The organism is Mesorhizobium sp. Root102 (genome assembly GCF_001425625.1).
Lineage (GTDB): Bacteria > Pseudomonadota > Alphaproteobacteria > Rhizobiales > Rhizobiaceae > Mesorhizobium.
In genome coordinates this window covers 1-17,186 of sequence record NZ_LMCP01000004.1, presented here as the reverse complement: position 1 = coordinate 17,186, position 17,186 = coordinate 1, and the positions used below count along the sequence as shown (strand labels likewise).

5 protein-coding genes are annotated in these 17,186 nt (G+C 65.0%); 3 read left to right on the top strand and 2 right to left on the bottom strand.

Going from position 1 to position 17,186, the window contains the following annotated elements; genetic code table 11:
• Positions 1–117: 117 nt before the first annotated feature.
• Both ASD12_RS05645 and ASD12_RS05640 read right to left on the bottom strand, forming a co-directional pair.
• Positions 118–6,171 (bottom strand): translocation/assembly module TamB domain-containing protein, encoded by a 6,054-nt coding sequence (locus tag ASD12_RS05645; protein WP_056582760.1) that lies wholly within the window; start codon positions 6,169–6,171, stop codon positions 118–120.
• 2 nt (positions 6,172–6,173) lie between these two features.
• Entirely contained in the window at positions 6,174–8,102 is a 1,929-nt protein-coding gene (locus ASD12_RS05640; protein WP_056582758.1) for an autotransporter assembly complex family protein, read from the bottom strand.
• Between the two features lie 271 nt (positions 8,103–8,373).
• On the opposite strand from ASD12_RS05640, the gene ASD12_RS05635 reads away from it, so the two are divergent.
• The 3 genes from ASD12_RS05635 (at position 8,374) to ASD12_RS05625 (ending at position 16,885) form a co-directional block, all read left to right on the top strand.
• Positions 8,374–13,872 (top strand): alpha-2-macroglobulin family protein, encoded by a 5,499-nt coding sequence (locus tag ASD12_RS05635; RefSeq protein WP_056582756.1) that lies wholly within the window; start codon positions 8,374–8,376, stop codon positions 13,870–13,872.
• A 181-nt stretch (positions 13,873–14,053) separates the two neighbouring features.
• Complete coding sequence (pbpC, locus tag ASD12_RS05630; RefSeq protein WP_156398541.1) at positions 14,054–16,144, top strand: penicillin-binding protein 1C; 2,091 nt, start codon at positions 14,054–14,056, stop codon at positions 16,142–16,144.
• A 57-nt stretch (positions 16,145–16,201) separates the two neighbouring features.
• Complete coding sequence (locus tag ASD12_RS05625; protein WP_056583073.1) at positions 16,202–16,885, top strand: M15 family metallopeptidase; 684 nt, start codon at positions 16,202–16,204, stop codon at positions 16,883–16,885.
• Positions 16,886–17,186 lie beyond the last annotated feature (301 nt).

The following is a 17,186-nucleotide window of genomic DNA, read 5'->3' as shown; positions in this document are numbered from 1 at the left end:
TGCTACTGCTCGTCGGATTCCTTTGGAATCTGGATAGTCGATTAAACTGAGACATTTACTGCGGCCCCGACAGCGCCAGCATCGAGCCAGCATGGGGCCAAAAGTCCCGCTTAAGTATCAGTATTCCTTCTCGTAAAAGATGCCACCCTTGGCTTCGCCCGCGTCGTTGGCCTCGCCGCGCAGCTTGACGCCGCGCCCGACATTGAGGTCGATCGTCGCCTTGCCAGAACCCGGCTTGTCACCCTTCTGGATCGTCACATAGGTGCGGTCGTTGAGGTACTTGCCGGCCGAAACCGCCGTGCCGCCCTTGTCGTCCGTGGTGACATCCAGATCGTCGACGCCGATGGCGCTGCGCAGGTTTTCAAGCAGCGACGTCGAGCCGCCGACACCGGCCAGTTGTCCGGCCGCTTCGGCAAGCTGGGCGATCTGCAGCGGCGACAGATTCGACATCGAGCGGCCGAAGATCAATTGCGCCAGCACCTCGTCCTCGGGCAGCGCCGGCACCGAGGAGAAGGTGAATTTCGGATTGGTCGCCTCGCCCGACACCACGATGGTGACGGTGGCGCTGGTCGTCGTCGTCGTCGCCGTCAGGTTGAGATAGGGCACCAGCGAGCCGGAGAAGCCGACCGTGCCTTCGGTGAAGGTCAGCCGCTTGCCGAGGATCGACAGCCGTCCGCGCTGCAGGGTGAAGGTGCCGACCGCTTGCGGCGATGAGGCCGGGCCGGTCAGCTTGAGCGAGCCGCCGAATTCGGCATCGACACCCCTGCCCTGGATGAAGATCTGGTTCGGCGCGTTGACCGTGACATCGAGCGCGAGGCCCGTTCCGCCGCCCTTGCCGCTGGTCGTCGGCGGCCGCAGCGCCTTGTCCTGCGCCCTGACCGCACCCGGCGCGTTCTTGTGCTTGACATCGAGCGCCGCCAGCGAGCCCGGCAGCTTGTCCGGAACCGTGATCACTGTCTTGGCGAGGTTGACGGTTCCGGCAATGACAGGTGCGGATGTCAGCGGTCCCTTGATCGTCAGGTCGCCGCCGAGATTGGCGGTCACCACACGGCCGTCCGTATAGCGGCCGTCGACCAGCTTGATCGATAGGTCGGCCGGGAAACCCTGCGCCGGGTTGATGCCAACCGTGCCGCTGGCCGACAGGCTGCCGCGCGTCGACAGCGTTCCCGTCAGCCGGTTGATCCTGGCGACGCCGCCGGCGATCGAGACATCGGCGGCGAGATCGTTGACCGCGAGGCCCGAGCGCGCATCGACCAGGCGCGCACCGGAAGTGTTGACGCTGCCGCCGATGACAGGCGATGTCGCTGGACCGCGCACCTGCACGTTGACATTGGCGGTTCCAGACAGCGACAGGCCTTGCGCTGCGAGCTTCTGGCTGAGCAGGCCGAAGGGCACGGCACCATTGAAATCGAGCACCAGCGCCGGCGTGCCTGACGTCGTCACGGTGCCGCCGCCCTTGAGCCCGAGGCCGGCTCCATCGCTGAGATTGGCATTGAAGGTCAGCTTGCTGGCGGCGAAGGTGCCCGACGAGGAAACACTGACCGCACCGACACCAGCACCTCGTGTCTGTGACGTCTGCACGCCGGTCGCGTCGATGTTGAAGGCAACCGCAGGGCTCGCTGGCGCACCCGTCACCTTGACCGTGCCCGAAATCGAGCCGGCGGCGTCGAGGCCCGGCGAGAAACTGTTGGCGAGCGACATCGGCACCCGCGCCAGCGTCGCGTTGATGTCGAGCGCCGTGCCGACCTTGCCGGTCACCGTCGCCGTGCCGCCGCCAAGGTTGATCACCAGCCGGTCCAGCGTCGTCGTGCCGTTGGCGATGCTGACGGTCGACGCCTGGGCGATCGCCGCCTTGATGCCCTGTACGGTCGCCTGGCCGGACGCAAGCTCGATGGTCGTCGTGCCATTGGCCACTTTCACGCGGCCAGTGGCCTTTACCGGAATGCCCTTGACGGTTGCGCCGCCGGAGAAGCCGGTCCAGTCACCGTCACGCTTCAGATCGACATCGATGCCGCTGATCACGGTGCCACCCGACGTGACGGTGTTGGCGCGGATCTTTCCGGAGATCACGGGTACTGCCAGATAGTTGGCGACCAGCGCATCGATTGAGACAGCTTTCGCCTGCAGGTCGCCCCGCGTAATCGACGCTGTCGTCGCCTTGATCGCGACCTGCGGCGCGGTGCCGTTCTTCGAGAAGGCGATCGTGCCGCGCACGTCGCCTTCGGCCTTTTCCAGTGCAAGCGCCGCCAGCGGGCCGATATCGGGCAGGTCGAGCGCGATGGTGCCGACCGGCACGAACTTCTCGTCCAGCGCCAGATCACCGGAAATCCTGTTCTTGCCCAGCGACAGCAGCAGGCCGTTGATGGCGCTCTTGCCGTCCGCCGTCGCCAGCACCGCACTGCCTTGCAGCGCCTGGCCGGCGACATTGCCGGTCAGTCGCACATTCGCCGCCGGGTTGGCGGCATCGGCCTTGCCGGTGGCGGTCAGCTTCAGCCCGGTGATCTCGCGCGATGCCACCAGCAGCCGGTCGCTGTCCACCGTCAGCGACAGATCCGGCGCCGTGGCCGGCCCCTGTGCGTTCAACGCAAAGGCAATGGCGCCCTTGGCATCCTTCGACAGCAGCGAGATGTCGCTCAGCGCACCCTTGATGTCGGCGGTGATCTTGTTGTCGGCAAGGCTCGCCTGCCCTTCGGCGGTCAGTGCGCCGGAGGCCAGCTTCAATCCATCGACATTGACATTGCCCGACGCATCGCGCTTCAGCGCAGCGCTCAGTTGCGCGCGTTCTGCAAACACCCCGCGCACCGCAGCCGGCAGCGCCGCCGAGGCTGCATCGGCTTTCAAATTGAGGTCGATGGCGCCGTCGGCCAGCGATACCCGACCAGTGAAGCCACTGTTCAGCACGTCGCTCGTCACCGAGCCGCTGTCGATGGTGATGGCCTCCGTGGCCAGGTTGCCGGCGACCTTGGCCGTGACCTTGCCGGCGATCAGCGGCGCGATGGTCGGATTGTCGAGGCCGATCTTTTCCGCCGACACCGTGCCGGAGATCGGTCCTGTGCGGGCCTTCAGGTCAAATGCATCGGAATGCAGGGCGACCGCGACACCTTCGACCCTGGCCAGCTTGGTAGCGACCGAAGGCAGCGACGCGGAAATGTCGAGCCGGGGCTGCGTGCCCTGCCCCGCCGCCTTCATCGAAAGGGCCTGCAACTCGAGCTTGATCGGGCTTTCCACGCTGCCCAGAGTCAGCGGTAGGCTTGGACCGGTCGAATTGATGTCGAGAGCGAAATCGCTGGCACCGTTCGGGTTGAGGGTGCCGGTCGCCTTGCCGGAAATCTTGTCTCCGGTCAGCGTCACTTGATCGAGCACAACACCGCCGGCCATGGTGTAGCTGCCTGCCGCGTCGACAGCGAGCGCCCCGAGCCCCGCCTGGCGGGTCTGGCTGGTTTCGACGCCAGCCAGCTGCGCATTGAAGCGGACGTCTGGAGCCGCTGGCGATCCGGTCACCTGCGCCGTGCCGCCAAGCGTGCCCACCGCATCGAGACCGGGCGAGAAATCATTGGCGAGCGCCGCCGGCAGTGCCGAAAATTGCGCCGCGAGGTCGAGTGTCTGGCCGGCGGTACCGGACAAGGTCACCGAACCGCCGCCGATATCGAGCGCCAGTCGCTCGATGCTGGCAATGCCGTTGGCGATGCTTAGCGTCGAGGCTTCAGCGATTGCCGCCTTGATGCCGCGAACAGTCGCTTCGCCCGAGTCGATCTCGACGCTGGTCGTGCCGTCGGCGATCTTCACCCGGCCGGCAGCCGTTGCCGGAATGCCAGCTATGGTGGCGCCGCCGGTGAAATTGGTCCAGTCGCCGTCGCGCTTCAGGTCGACGCCGATGTCGTCGATTTCGGTGGTACCGGAGGTGATGCTGTCGGCCTTGATTGAACCCGCGATCGCCGGCGCCTTGAGATAGTTCGCGATCAGCGCATTGACGGTGATGGCCTTGGCCGTCACGTCACCGCGCGCGATCGACGTGCTCTTCGCGTCGATGGCGACGGAAGGCGCGTCGCCCTCCTTGGCAAAGCGGATGGTGCCGTCGATGTCGCCCGTCACCGCCTGGCCGGCCAGTGCGGCCAGCTGGTCGATAGCGGGCGCGTCGAGCGTCAGCGTGCCCAGCGGCATGTACTTGTCGTCCAGCGCGAGATCGCCCGAGACCTTGTTGTCGCCCAGCGAGACCAGGAATCCGTTGATCGAACGCTTGCCTTCGCTCGTCACCAGCGCCGCCTTGATGTCGAGCGGCTGGTCGTTGACGGAACCGGTCAGGGAGACATTGGCTGCGGGGCTGGCAATGTCGGCCTTGCCGCTCGCCGTCAGCTTGATGCTCTTCACCGTACGGCCCGAGGCGGTCAGGCTGTCGCTGTCGGCGGAGACCGTGAAATCCGGCGCCGTCATGGCGCCGCTGGCCGACAGCGCGAAATCGATACCGCCAGTAACCGGCACGCCGACCATCGGCGACAGCACCGAAACATCACCCAGTTTGCCCTTGATGTCGGCCTGGATGTCGGTGCCTTGCATGCTGGCCGTGCCGGCGGCGCTGAGCGTGCCGGACGTGAACTCGATCGAATTCGCGGCGAAGGACCCCTGCGGATCGCGCGTCGCGCTGGCTGAGAATTTCACCCGGGCGCCGAGCACCGAGGCGATCTGCGGCGGAAAGGCCGTCGCCACGGCATCCGCGTTCATCTTGAGCTGCATCGACAGGTCGGCAAGTCCTACCGTGGCTGTCAGCGAAGCGTTGAGCGCGTCGGAACGCAATGTGCCCTGGTCGATGGCAATGGCGTCCTTGCTGATCGACCCGGCCAGATCGACATCGACCTTGCCGGTGATCAGCGGCGCCAGTGTCGCCACGTCGGTCTTGAGACCACCCGCTGCCAGCTTGACGCTGACCGGGCCGGCGCGGTTCTGGATGTCGAAACCGTCGGAATGGATCTGCGCTGCCAGATCGTCCAGCCGCGTGCCGCCGGCGACGATCGAAACGAAGGAGGCGCCGATGTCGATGATTGGCGCCTTGCCGTCGCCGAAGGCGCGGGCGGTGGCATTGCTGATCGCCAGCGTGATCGGCTGCGCCTTGCTGCCGACGCTGATCACCACAGGCGGGCCCTTGGCGGCGAGTTCGACCGAGAGATCGCTGGCGCCGGCAGGATCGACGATGCCGGTCGCGGTGCCGTGCACCGCATCGCTCTCGATATTGGCGCGGTCGACACTGACGCCACCGGCCGATGTCGCGGTGCCCGCGACATCGAAACTGGTCTTGCCGGCAAAAAGCGGTTTCAAATTCTCCGGCAGGAAGCGGGCGAAGTCGCCGTCGCCCTTGGCTTCGACGTGATTGCCTTTGTCGGTCAGCTGGTGGCGGCCCGTCAGCTGGGTGACGATCTTGCCGTCGACCGCGAACGTGCCGATGCCGTTCCAATTGGCGAGCGGCCCCGTCCCCGAGACGATTATGTCGACCGGCGGCGCATCGGGCAGCTTGAGCAGATTGGCGATGATCCCGCCTGCCGGCTCCGAGGCCTTGAGGTCGAGGTCGAGCCTGTTGTCCGCCGGCGCAAAGTGGATCTTGGCGTCGACTTTGCCTTGCTTGCCGTCATGGCGGGTGACGTTGAGCGTCGTCTCGACCGCCAGGGGCGCGGCGTCGGCCTTGAGCATGCCCTTGGCGGCGAGTTCGGCGATGCCGCTGCCGGCAAGGTCTTGCCCCAGCGCAATCTCGGGCAGGTCGATTTGCTTGATATCGAGCGAAACCGGCAGCGTCGTCGTGCCGCTGCTCTGCGCTGGCTGCGTGCTGGCCACCGGCAACCGCGCCAATTCGATGCGCTCGGCTGCGATGCGGTCGGCGCTGAAGTTTTTCGACAGCAGCGCCAGCGGCGACCAGTCGACGGCCACCTTGCGTGCCACCAGCCAGGCACCCTCGCGATCCTCCAGCACAACATGGTCGACGCTGAGCGCCCCGGACCAGATGCCATCTATGCCGCTGACCGTAATCTTGCGGTCGTCGCTCGAAGCCAGGCGCGAAATAATGCCGGCGAGATTGTCGCGTCCGCGCTCGGTCTTGGTCAGCACCACCAGCGCGCCGATCGCTCCCGCGACCACGATCAGCAGAGTGTAAAGGACGATGCGGAGAATGCGCCAGACCGTCTTCATCGTCAAAATGCCTGCCCGATGCCGGCATAGATGCCGAAATGCGGGTCGCCCGGATCGCGGTTGAGCGGCACGGCCGCGTCGATGCGAAACGGCCCGAACGGCGTAACATAGCGCAGACCGACACCGGCGCCGACCTTGACGTCGGAGAAATCTGGAACCGACTTGGTCGACACCGTGCCGGCATCGACGAACGGCACGATGCCGATCGTGTCGGTGATGGCGATGCGCATCTCGACCGAGGTTTCGAAGAAGGACAGACCGCCGATCGGCTGGCCGGTGAAGTCCTTGGGGCCGATGCCCTGATAGGCATAGCCGCGCACCGAACCGCCGCCGCCGGAATAGAAGCGCCGGTCAGCCGGCACGTGTTCGAGGCTGGTGCCGACGATCGAACCGACAGCGACACGTTCGGCCAGCACGAACTTCGAGGCTGAATCCAACGACTGATAGGCCGAACCCTCGCCCTTCAGCTTGAGGAAGGCGGCACCGCTCAGAATGTCATAGCTGGGCTCGGCATAGGCCAGCATCCGGAAGCCGCTGGTCGGGTTCAGCCGGTTGTCCCTGTTGTCATAGACATATTGCAGCGGAACGCTGGCGATCAGGTATTTGTGCTTGCCGAAAGCGTCGTGGATGCGGGAATAGTCGAGCGCCACCTCGCCGGAAACCGTCTGCTTCTTGGTCAGTTCGTAGGACAGGCCGGTGCTGCCCTTGACCGAGAAATGGTCATAGGCATCAGGATGTTCGAGCACGGTCTTGACCCTGGCGAAGAATTTCGATGCCGGCCCGATCACACCAGGTTTTTCGAACATGATGCCGGCATTGTAGTTGAGCTCGCTGAGGTCATTGCTGCCGATGCCGCTGATGGCGCCTTCGATGCGCAGCTTCTCGGCTCGTCCAAACAGGTTACGGTGGCCCCAATAGCCTTCCAGGCCCAGCCCCTCGGTGTTGGAAAAGGTGCCGCCGACGCCAAAATAGTGCGGCTTGCGCTCGCTGACCTGGACGCCGATCGGAATGTTGCCATCGGCATCGAGCGAGTCGGCTTCCTTGAACGTCACGCTGTTGAAGACCTCGAGCGCCAGCAGCCGGTCGCGCGCGTCGCTGATCTCTTGCGGCGAGTACTGCCGGCCGCGCTTGAGGCCGGTCATGTATTCGGTGAAGTCGCGATCGACCTTCTCGGTGCCTTCCACCGTGGTCGGGCCGTAGCCGGCGACCGGCCCGGCGGCAACCGTCAGCGTCACGTCGAGCGTCGAGGTGGCATGGTCGGCGACGATCTGGCGGTCCGTCACCTTGGCCAGCGGCCTGCCTTGCTCCTTCAGCGTCCGCACGATCAGTGCCTCGGCCTTGAGCACGGCGCCGGATCCGGCGTCACCGCCTGATATCAGGCCATAATCGGCGCTCATCAGCCCCGCCGCGTCGCCTTGCAGCCTGATATTGCCCAACGTGAATTTCGGTCCGCTGGCGATATCGATGACCACCGGTACTGGCTGCGGACCCTTGAATTCGGCATCGGGCGGCAAATCGTCGAGCGGCTTGCCGTCTATGGTGACGGTGACGACGCCTTCGTAGCGGGCATCGGCATAGAGCGCGGCGACCAACTGCTCGCGATCGCTGCGTGCCTTGGCCATCAGTCCGAGCGAGCCGGAAACGGGACGCCCCTCGTCATTTTTCAGGGTCGAGGCGTTTTCCAGCTTCTTGACCAGATCCTTATCGGCGTCGGGGGCATTGATGGTGACGGCATAGCGCATAGGATCGACAATGTCGGCATCCTCGTCGTTGGACGATCCCCACAGCTTGATGCCGAAAAGCTCGAAAGCCGCCGCCGGCCGCGATTCGGCGACCAGCGCGGTCGAGCACATCATGGCCAAAAGCAGGGCGCGCGGAAGTGCACGCCCTGGCGCGCGTCCTCCTGACATCTGCTCTTCATGCGCCGGCATTAAGACAACCTAGGTTATAAAACTAAAATTGGAATGAAGTTCTGAAGCGCTCGTAAAGGGGCCACAATCCAATTGTCTGAAATAGGGTGGGCTTGGAATTCACACCTTTTGCGTCGCCGCAAGAAAGCGTGATCCCCTGTCCTATGGAGGTACTACCGGCCGCTGGCCGGAAAGGAAACCGTTGGCAGGCGGAACCCTGCCGCGTCCCTGTGTTGACAAGCTTGACTGAAGCTTGATCATGCCTGGACGTTAGCACTGTCTGGAGGGTGTTATGGCAATGCGCGCGGCTCGTGGTCTGTCGATCCTGATTCTTCTGTTTTTTGCCTGGGCCAATGTCTTGGCTTGGAGCGGTGTCGCGCAGGCCGCCGAGGCTCGGCGAATCGCGACGACGGACAATTCCGATTATTTCGGCTTTGATCTCAGGTCCGACCAGAATGTGACCCTCGACCAGTGCAAGACGACATGCCTGGGAGACCCGGCCTGCCGCGCCTTCACTTACAATAAAAAAGCCAAATGGTGCTTCCTCAAATCCGACTACAACCAGCTGAAAACCTTCAATGGTGCGGTCGCCGGCAAGGTCGTCAACATCGATGGCGATCCTGATATCGGCGCGCCGCCGGAACTCGCCTTCTTCCCCAACTGGATGGCCGATCAGGCCCAGCAATACCGCAAAAAGCTGCTCGGCCCGGCCTATGACAAGCCGACAGAGGGCATGGCGGCCTTGATGAACGCCGCCGAGCAGGCTGTGCTGACCGGCGACCACCGCTCCGCCATGTTGAAATACGAAGCCGCGGTCTCGGTGCTGCCCGACGATGGCCAGCTCTGGCTCAACCTGGCGCGTGAAACTCTGGCCGTGCAACCGGGCGCCAACACCTCCGATGCATCCACTTTGCCGGCAAACGGCACCTCGGCTGCTTTCAACGCCTACAAGCTGCTGCGCACCACCAAGACGCGCGCCGACGTGCTGGCGCTGCTCGGCAACGGCCTCGACAAGCGCGATCTCTACCGGCCGGCCTTGCAGGCCTATGAGGCCAGCCTTGCCCTGGTCCCTTCGCCCACGGTCCAGGCCGATTATGCCGATCTCAAGGCGCGCAAGGGTTTCCGCGTCATCGACCACACCGTCGATGCGGACACCAGCGCGCCGCGCATCTGCGCGCAATTCTCCGAGGATCTGGTCAAGACCGGCGTCGACTACGCGCAATTCGTCACCGTCAACAACGCGCCGCCCAAGGGCGTCGAGGCCAAGGACAAGCAGATCTGTGTCGAAGGTCTGGAGCACGGCCAGCATTATGATGTCACTTTCCGTGCCGGCTTGCCGGCGGCCATCGGCGAGGTGACCGCGGCTCCCGTGGTGCTGTCGATCTATGTCCAGGACCGCGCACCGTCCGCCCGCTTCACCGGCGACAGCTTCGTGCTGCCGGCCGGCGCGCGCCGCGGCATTCCGGTCGTCACCGTCAACATGAACGCCGCCGAAGTGAAGCTCTATCGCATCGGCGACCGCTCGCTGGCCCAGCTTCTTTCAGGCTACCAGTTCCTGCATCAGCTCGACGGCTATGACATCTCCAACATTTCCGAGCAGATGGGCGAGCCGGTCTGGCAAGGCCAGCTCGACATTGCCAATGATCTCAACAAGGAGGTCACCACTTCCTTCCCGGTCGACGAGGCGCTGCCGCAGCGCAAGCCAGGCGTCTATGTGCTGACCGCCCAGGCCGTCAATGACAAGAGCGACGACTACAATTCGATGGCCACGCAGTGGTTCGTCGTCTCCGACATCGGCCTGTCGACCTATACCGGCCAGGACGGGCTCAATGTCTTTGCCCGTTCGCTGGGCAGCGCCAAGCCGATAGCAGGCGCCGAACTGACCCTGGTTGCCCGGAACAATGAGGTTCTCGGCACGGCGACATCGGATGCCGACGGCCACGCCGTCTTCAACCCCGGCCTGACGCGCGGCGACGGCGGCATGGTGCCGGCTGTGCTGATGGCCAAGCAGGGCGACAATGACTTCGTCTTCCTCGACATGGGCCGGGCCGGCTTCGACCTGTCCGACCGCGGCGTCACCGGCCGCGCAGCGCCCGGTGCGCTGGACGTCTATGCCTGGACCGAACGCGGTATCTACCGCGCCGGCGAGGATGTCCATGTCGCGGCGCTTGCCCGCGACGGCGCCGCCAAGGCGGTCGAAAACCTGCCGCTGACCTTCATCTTCTCGCGCCCCGACGGCGTCGAGGATCGCCGCATCGTCAGCGCCGGCGCATCGGCCGGCGGCCATGCCGTCGACCTGCCGCTCGAACCCAACGCCATGCGCGGCACCTGGTCGGTGTCGATCTACACCGATCCCAAGCAGCCGGCGGTGGCCAGCCAGATGTTCCTGGTCGAGGATTTTGTGCCGGATCGCATCGAATTCGACATGAAGGCCGACAACCAGGAAATAGCCCAGGGGGAAACCGCCAACATCACCATTGACGGCCGCTTCCTCTATGGGGCGCCGGCAGCAGGCCTGGCGCTGGAAGGCGAGTTGACGCTGTCGACATCGCGCGACTGGGACCGTTTCCAGGGCTTTTCCTTTGGCCTCGCTGACGAGCAGTCGGCCGAACCCACCGTCACCCCCCTCGCCGATCTGCCGGTGGTCGGCGATGACGGCAAGGTGACCTTCCCGGTCTCCGTCGAGCAACTGCCCTCGACCACCAAGTTGGTCGACGCCAAGGTGACGGTCAGGATGCGCGAAACCGGTGGCCGCGCCATCGAGCGTTCGCTCAACATCGGCATCCGCCCGCAAGGCCATATGATCGGCATCCGTCCAGATTTCGCCGACAATGAAGTGCCGCAGGGCGGCACGGCCAGGTTCAGCCTGATCGCCGTCGACCCGGACGGCAAGCGCGAGGCGCTGAAAGGCGCGCAGTGGACGCTGGTCAAGGTCGAACGCAATTACCAGTGGTACCGTTCCAACAATTCCTGGAACTACGAACCGGTCACCTTCACCAAGTCGATCGCCAACGGCCAGGTCGACCTCAGCGCCGACGGCGACGCGACGGTCTCCGTGCCGGTCGACTGGGGCCAGTATCGGCTCGAGGTCGAGACATCGGATCCCGAGGGACCGGCGACCAGCTACGAGTTCGATGCCGGTTGGTATGTCTCCTCGACCACCACCGAAACGCCTGACGGCCTCGAAATCGCCCTCGACAAGGACACCTATGCCGCCGGCGAAGTGGCCAAGCTGAAAGTCTCGCCGCACTTTGCCGGCGAACTTCTCATCAACATCGGCTCCGACAAGCTGTTGAAGACCGTCACGGCGTCAGTGCCGGCCGGCGGCAGCACCGTCGACATTCCGGTCGGCGACGACTGGGGCGCCGGCGCTTATGTCACCGCAACCCTGTTCCGACCGGGCGATGCGCAGGAAACACGTATGCCGGCACGCGCCATCGGCGTGAAATGGCTGAAGGTCGATCCGGGCTCGAAGAAGCTCGCCGTCACCTTGACGCCGCCGGACAAGACCATGCCGCGCCAGCAGCTGTCGATCCCGGTTTCCGTCGCCGGCGTGCAGCCGGGCAGCAATGCCTATGTCATGGTTGCCGCCGTCGATGTCGGCATCCTCAACCTGACCAACTACAAGGCACCGGATCCGGAGAACTGGTTCTTCGGGCAGCGCATGATGGGCATGGAAATCCGCGACATCTACGGTCGCCTGATCGACGGCTCGCTTGGCAACACCGGCAAGCTCAGGACCGGCGGCGACGGCGCCAACATGCAGGCGCAAGGCAGCCCGCCGACCGAAAAGCTGGTCGCCTTCTTCTCCGGTCCCGTCGAGCTCGATGCCGACGGCAAGGCGCGGATCGACTTCGACATCCCGCAGTTCAACGGCACCGTGCGCGTCATGGCCGTCGCCTGGACCAAGGAAGCGGTCGGCCACGCCCAGACCGACGTGATCGTGCGCGACCCCGTCGTGATCGCCGCCGGCCTGCCGCGCTTCCTGGCGCCTGGTGACGCCGCCGTCATGCGCCTTGATGTCGCCGATACCGATGGCCCTGCCGGCGACTATGCGCTGTCGATCGAAACGACGGGCGACCTGTCGACGGGCGACAAGCCTCTGCCCCAGACGCTGACGCTCGCCCAGGGCAAGCGGCAGACGCTGACCGTGCCGCTGATCGCACAGACGGCCGGCAATGCCTCGCTTACCATCAAGCTCGCCCATGCCGACGGCACCAAGGTCGAGCAGACGCTCTATGTCCCGGTGCGTCCGGCGCAATTGCCGGTCACCACCCGCCTGGTGGTCGACCTCAAGGGCGATGGCGGCGCGCTGCGTGTCGACAGGGAACTGCTGGCGGCCAGCCTGCTCGATGGCGCTTCCGTCAGCGTCGGCGTTTCACAGGCCGCCGCCTTCGACGTGCCGTCGCTGTTGATGACGCTCGACCGCTACCCCTATGGTTGCGCCGAGCAGACCACCAGCCGCGCCATGCCGCTTCTCTACGTCAATGAATTGGCATCCGGCATCGGCATGGCCAGCGATCCCGACATCAATGGCCGCATCCAGGACGCCATCTACAAGGTTTTGAGCTACCAGGCCTCGGCCGGCAGCTTCGGCCTGTGGGGTCCGGGCTCCGGCGATCTGTGGCTCGATGCCTATGTCACCGACTTCCTGACCAGGGCGCGCGAGCAGAAATACGACGTGCCGAGCCTGGCGATGAACCAGGCGTTGAGCAACCTGCAGAACTCGCTCGGCTACGACCAGAGCGTACAGGACCGTGGCAGCGAGATCGCCTACGCACTCTACGTGCTGGCCCGCAACAAGAAGGCCTCAATCGGCGATCTGCGCTACTACGCCGATACCCAGCTCGAAGCTTTCTCGAGCCCGATGGCCGTTGCCCAGTTGGCGGCGAGCCTGGCGCTCTACGGCGATACGCCACGTGCGGAATTGACCTTCAAGACCGCCCTGCAGCTCGCCAAGTCGACCACCGACTACGACTACTACCGCTCCGACTACGGCTCGCGGCTGCGCGACGGCGCGGCGATGCTGGCGCTGGCGGCGGAATCGAAGCCGGCGCCGGCGATCGTGCCGGAGCTGGTCAAGCTGGTGACCAGGGAACGCGCCGAAGCCCGCTGGACCAGCACCCAGGACGAATCCTGGATGCTGCTGGCGGCCCGCGCGCTGAAGGAAGGCAATGATACGATCACGCTGACTGTCAATGGCGCGGCGCATTCCGGCGGCTATTCCAACCAGGTCGACGGCAGTGACCTGGTTGACAGCCCGCTGACCATCGCCAACACCGGCAAGACCCCGCTGCAGGCCGTCGTCACCACGGTGGCGTCGCCGGTCCAGCCCCTGCCGGCCGGCGGCGACGGCTTCACCATCAGCCGCACCTACTACAAGCTCGATGGCACCGAGGCCAACGTCACCGAGGCGACGCAGAACGAACGCTATGTCGTCGTGCTCAAGGTCAACGAGCAGAACACATGGCCGTCGCGCCTGCTGGTCACCGACCTGTTGCCGGCTGGCTTCGAGATCGACAATCCCGGCCTGGTCTCCAGCGCCCAGTTGACGAACTTCTCGTGGCTGGCGCAGACCGATGCGGCTCATCTCGAATTCCGCGACGACCGTTTCGTCGCGGCGTTCAACCCGGCCGACGGCGACCACGACCACAATTTGACCCTCGCCTATGTCGTGCGCGCGGTGACGCCGGGCACCTATGCGCACCCGGCGGCAACGGTGGAGGACATGTACCGGCCGCAATATTCGGCCCGCACAGCCACCGGCATGATGGAGATCAAGGCGCCGTAAAGGCGCTGATGGTGACGATCATGAAAATGGCGATAGGGCTTGTGAAAGCTCCCACCTCCCCGTCACTATACGGGGAGGTGAGGCGTGGTCCGCGCAGCTTACGAAAAGCCAATTGCTTGCCTTTTCGAACGACGAAAACCCGAAGGGCCGTCGTGCCGGCAGGCGAATGAGGGGCGGCGCTATGCTCTCCAGGAAATTCTTCCTACGCACAGCCATCGCCACAGCGACCGTCGCCGGCCTTGCGGTCCTCTCCGCAGCCAGCATCTGGGAACTCGACCGCGCCTTCCCGCCTCCGCTGCCGACCGAACTCACGGTCTCGACCGAAGTCCAGGACCGCGACGGCCAGCTGTTGCGCGCCTTCGCCACGCCGGACGGCTACTGGCGGCTCGAGACCCGACTCGACGAGGTCGACAGGCAATTCGTCGACATGCTGGTCACCTATGAGGACAAGCGTTTCTGGGACCATGAAGGTGTCGACGTGCTGGCGCTGGCGCGCGCCGCCGGTCAGTTCGCCGCCAGCGGCCACATCGTCTCCGGTGGCTCGACCCTGTCGATGCAGCTCGCCCGGCTGATCGAGCCGCGCGAAAGCCGTAGCCTCGGCTCCAAGATCAAGCAGATGCTGCGCGCCATCCAGATCGAGCGGCGGCTGTCCAAGCGCGAGATCCTCGAACGCTATCTGACGCTGGCGCCCTATGGCGGCAACCTGGAAGGCGTGCGCGCCGCCTCGCTCGCCTATTTCGGCAAGGAGCCGAAGCGGCTTACCGTTTCCGAATCCGCCCTGCTCGTCGCCCTGCCGCAACTGCCGGAAAGGCGCCGGCCCGACCGCAATCTGAAGATCGCCCACGCCGCCCGCGACCGGGTGTTGACCCGCATGGTGTCCTCCGGCGTGCTCGGCGAGCGCGAGGCCGCACGTGCCGCCCTCGATGATGTGGCGGGCCTGCGCCGCACGCTGCCGGCGCTCGCCGCGCACGCCGCCTATGCGATGCTGCCCAAGGCCGTCCCCGGCCAGCCCGTGCAGCTGACGATCCGCAAGAGCGTCCAGGAAGGGCTGGAACAGGTGGCGAGGGACGCGGCTACCAAGCTTGGGCCCCGCCTGTCGGTCGCCATGGTGCTGGCCGACTCCCGCACCGGCGACATCCTCGGTGAAGTCGGCTCGGCCAATTTCTTCGACGCCAGCCGCTCCGGCTGGATCGACATGACCAAGATCGTCCGCTCGCCCGGCTCGACGCTCAAGCCGTTCATCTACGGTCTTGCCTTCGAACAGGGCCTGGTGGCGCAGGAGACGCTGATCGACGACAGCCCCGTCGATTTCTCCGGCTATCGGCCGAAGAATTTCGACATGGGCTATCAGGGTGATGTCAGCATCCGGCAAGCGCTGCAACTGTCGCTCAACGTGCCGGCGATCCGCGTGCTCGACGCGGTCGGGCCAACGCGGCTGATGGCGCGCTTCCGCCAAGCCGGGGTAAATCCCATACTGCCGGTCAACGAAGCGCCGGGCCTGGCCATCGGCCTTGGCGGCGTCGGGGTGACACTGCGCGACCTCGTCCAGCTGTACACAGGGCTCGCCAATGGCGGCAAGACGCACACGCTGCATGACGGCACGGAGCCTGCCAATTCAGAGCGCACCACCGCCACCATTCTCGAAGGTCAGGCCAACTGGCAGATCATCGACATATTGTCGGGCGTCAAGCCGCCCGAGGGTGCCTTGCAGCGCGGCATCGCCTACAAGACCGGCACCTCCTACGGCTACCGCGACGCGTGGTCGGTCGGCTTCGACGGCCGCTTTGTGCTGGGTGTCTGGGTCGGCCGCCCCGATGCCGGCGCGGTTCCCGGCCTGTCTGGCTATGTCTCGGCCGCTCCCATCCTCTTCGAGGGTTTTGTCCGCTCGGGCCTGGCCACCGTCCCATTGCCGGGCAAGCCGCCCGGCGTGTTCAGCCCCAGGCGCGAGGACCTGCCGGTGACGCTCGCCCGCTTCGGCGCCGGATCGGACGGCCTGGTGCAGGCGACAGTGACCGAACCCGCGCCGACCATCATCTTCCCGCCCGACGGTGCCCGCGTCGATCTCGGCACCAATTCGGCCGACGCCTCGCCGCTGGTGCTGAAGCTGCAAGGCGGTCGAGCGCCGTTCCGCTGGCTAGCCAACGGCAAGCCGCTGACCGGCATCGACCGTCGCCGCACCGCGACCTGGCAACCCGACGGCGCCGGCTATTCGACACTGACCGTCATCGACGCCGCGGGACGCGCGGCCAGCGTCAAGGTGTTCGTCGAGTGAAAGTGTCCGTTGAATAGAATGCGCCAGGCGATTCAGCGCATTGGCTTTTGCACGCTGATGCTCCCAGTCTTCGTTCCGCCGGCACATGCCGACGCCCTGCCCGCCGGCTTTGTCCGGCTCGCCGATGTCGACCCCTCGATCCGCCAGGATATCCGCTACGCCGGATCGGACAATTTTCTGCACCGCAAGGTGAAAGGCTATGACGCGCCGGCCTGCATCCTCACCCAGCAGGCCGCAAAGGCACTGTCCGCCGTCCAGAAGACGATCGCCGCCAGAGGCCTGACCCTGGTGGTGTTCGATTGCTACCGCCCTGCCCGCGCCGTCGTCGACATAGGCGGCTGGACGAAACAGGACGGGCCAGCCGATCCGCAATGGTATCCCCGGGTCAAGCGCAGCGATCTGATCGCCAAGGGCTATGTCGGAGAACTATCGGCCCATTCACGTGGCTCGACCGTCGACGTCGCCATCGCTCGAACGGACGGCAGGTCCAGCCCGAACCCAGCCTGCGGCGCCGTTGATGCCGACACGCTCGATTTCGGCACCGGCTTCGACTGCTTTGACCCGATGAGCGAAACCGCCCAACGCGGCCTCGCCAGTGAAGCGGCGGCAAACCGCAAGATGCTTGTCGATGCCATGCGCGCCGGCGGCTTCAAGAACTATGCACGCGAATGGTGGCACTTCACGGTGGCAAGTGAACCGTTCGCCAAGGAGCGTTTCGACTTTCCCATCACCACCGATTGAGGCGCCGGACCAAATTCCTCACGGCCTTGCCTCGGCGCTGCTCATTTCTAAATAGGCTGGTGGCCGGCATGGATTCGTTTCGGAGGCTGAGGAGGAAAACATTTCTCCGTACAGCGAAAGATCGTCGAACATTTTCTCCAGAGGGGTAAAAAACGCAACATTGAATGCATCTAATTTCTATCAATTCGGTAGATTTAGCGCGGGTTCAACGGAGGCAGAAATGACCAAACCTCATTTCAGGAAACTGCTCGGCGCACTGGTCGCCACATCTGTCCAGTTCGGCACGCTCGGTTTCGCGTTT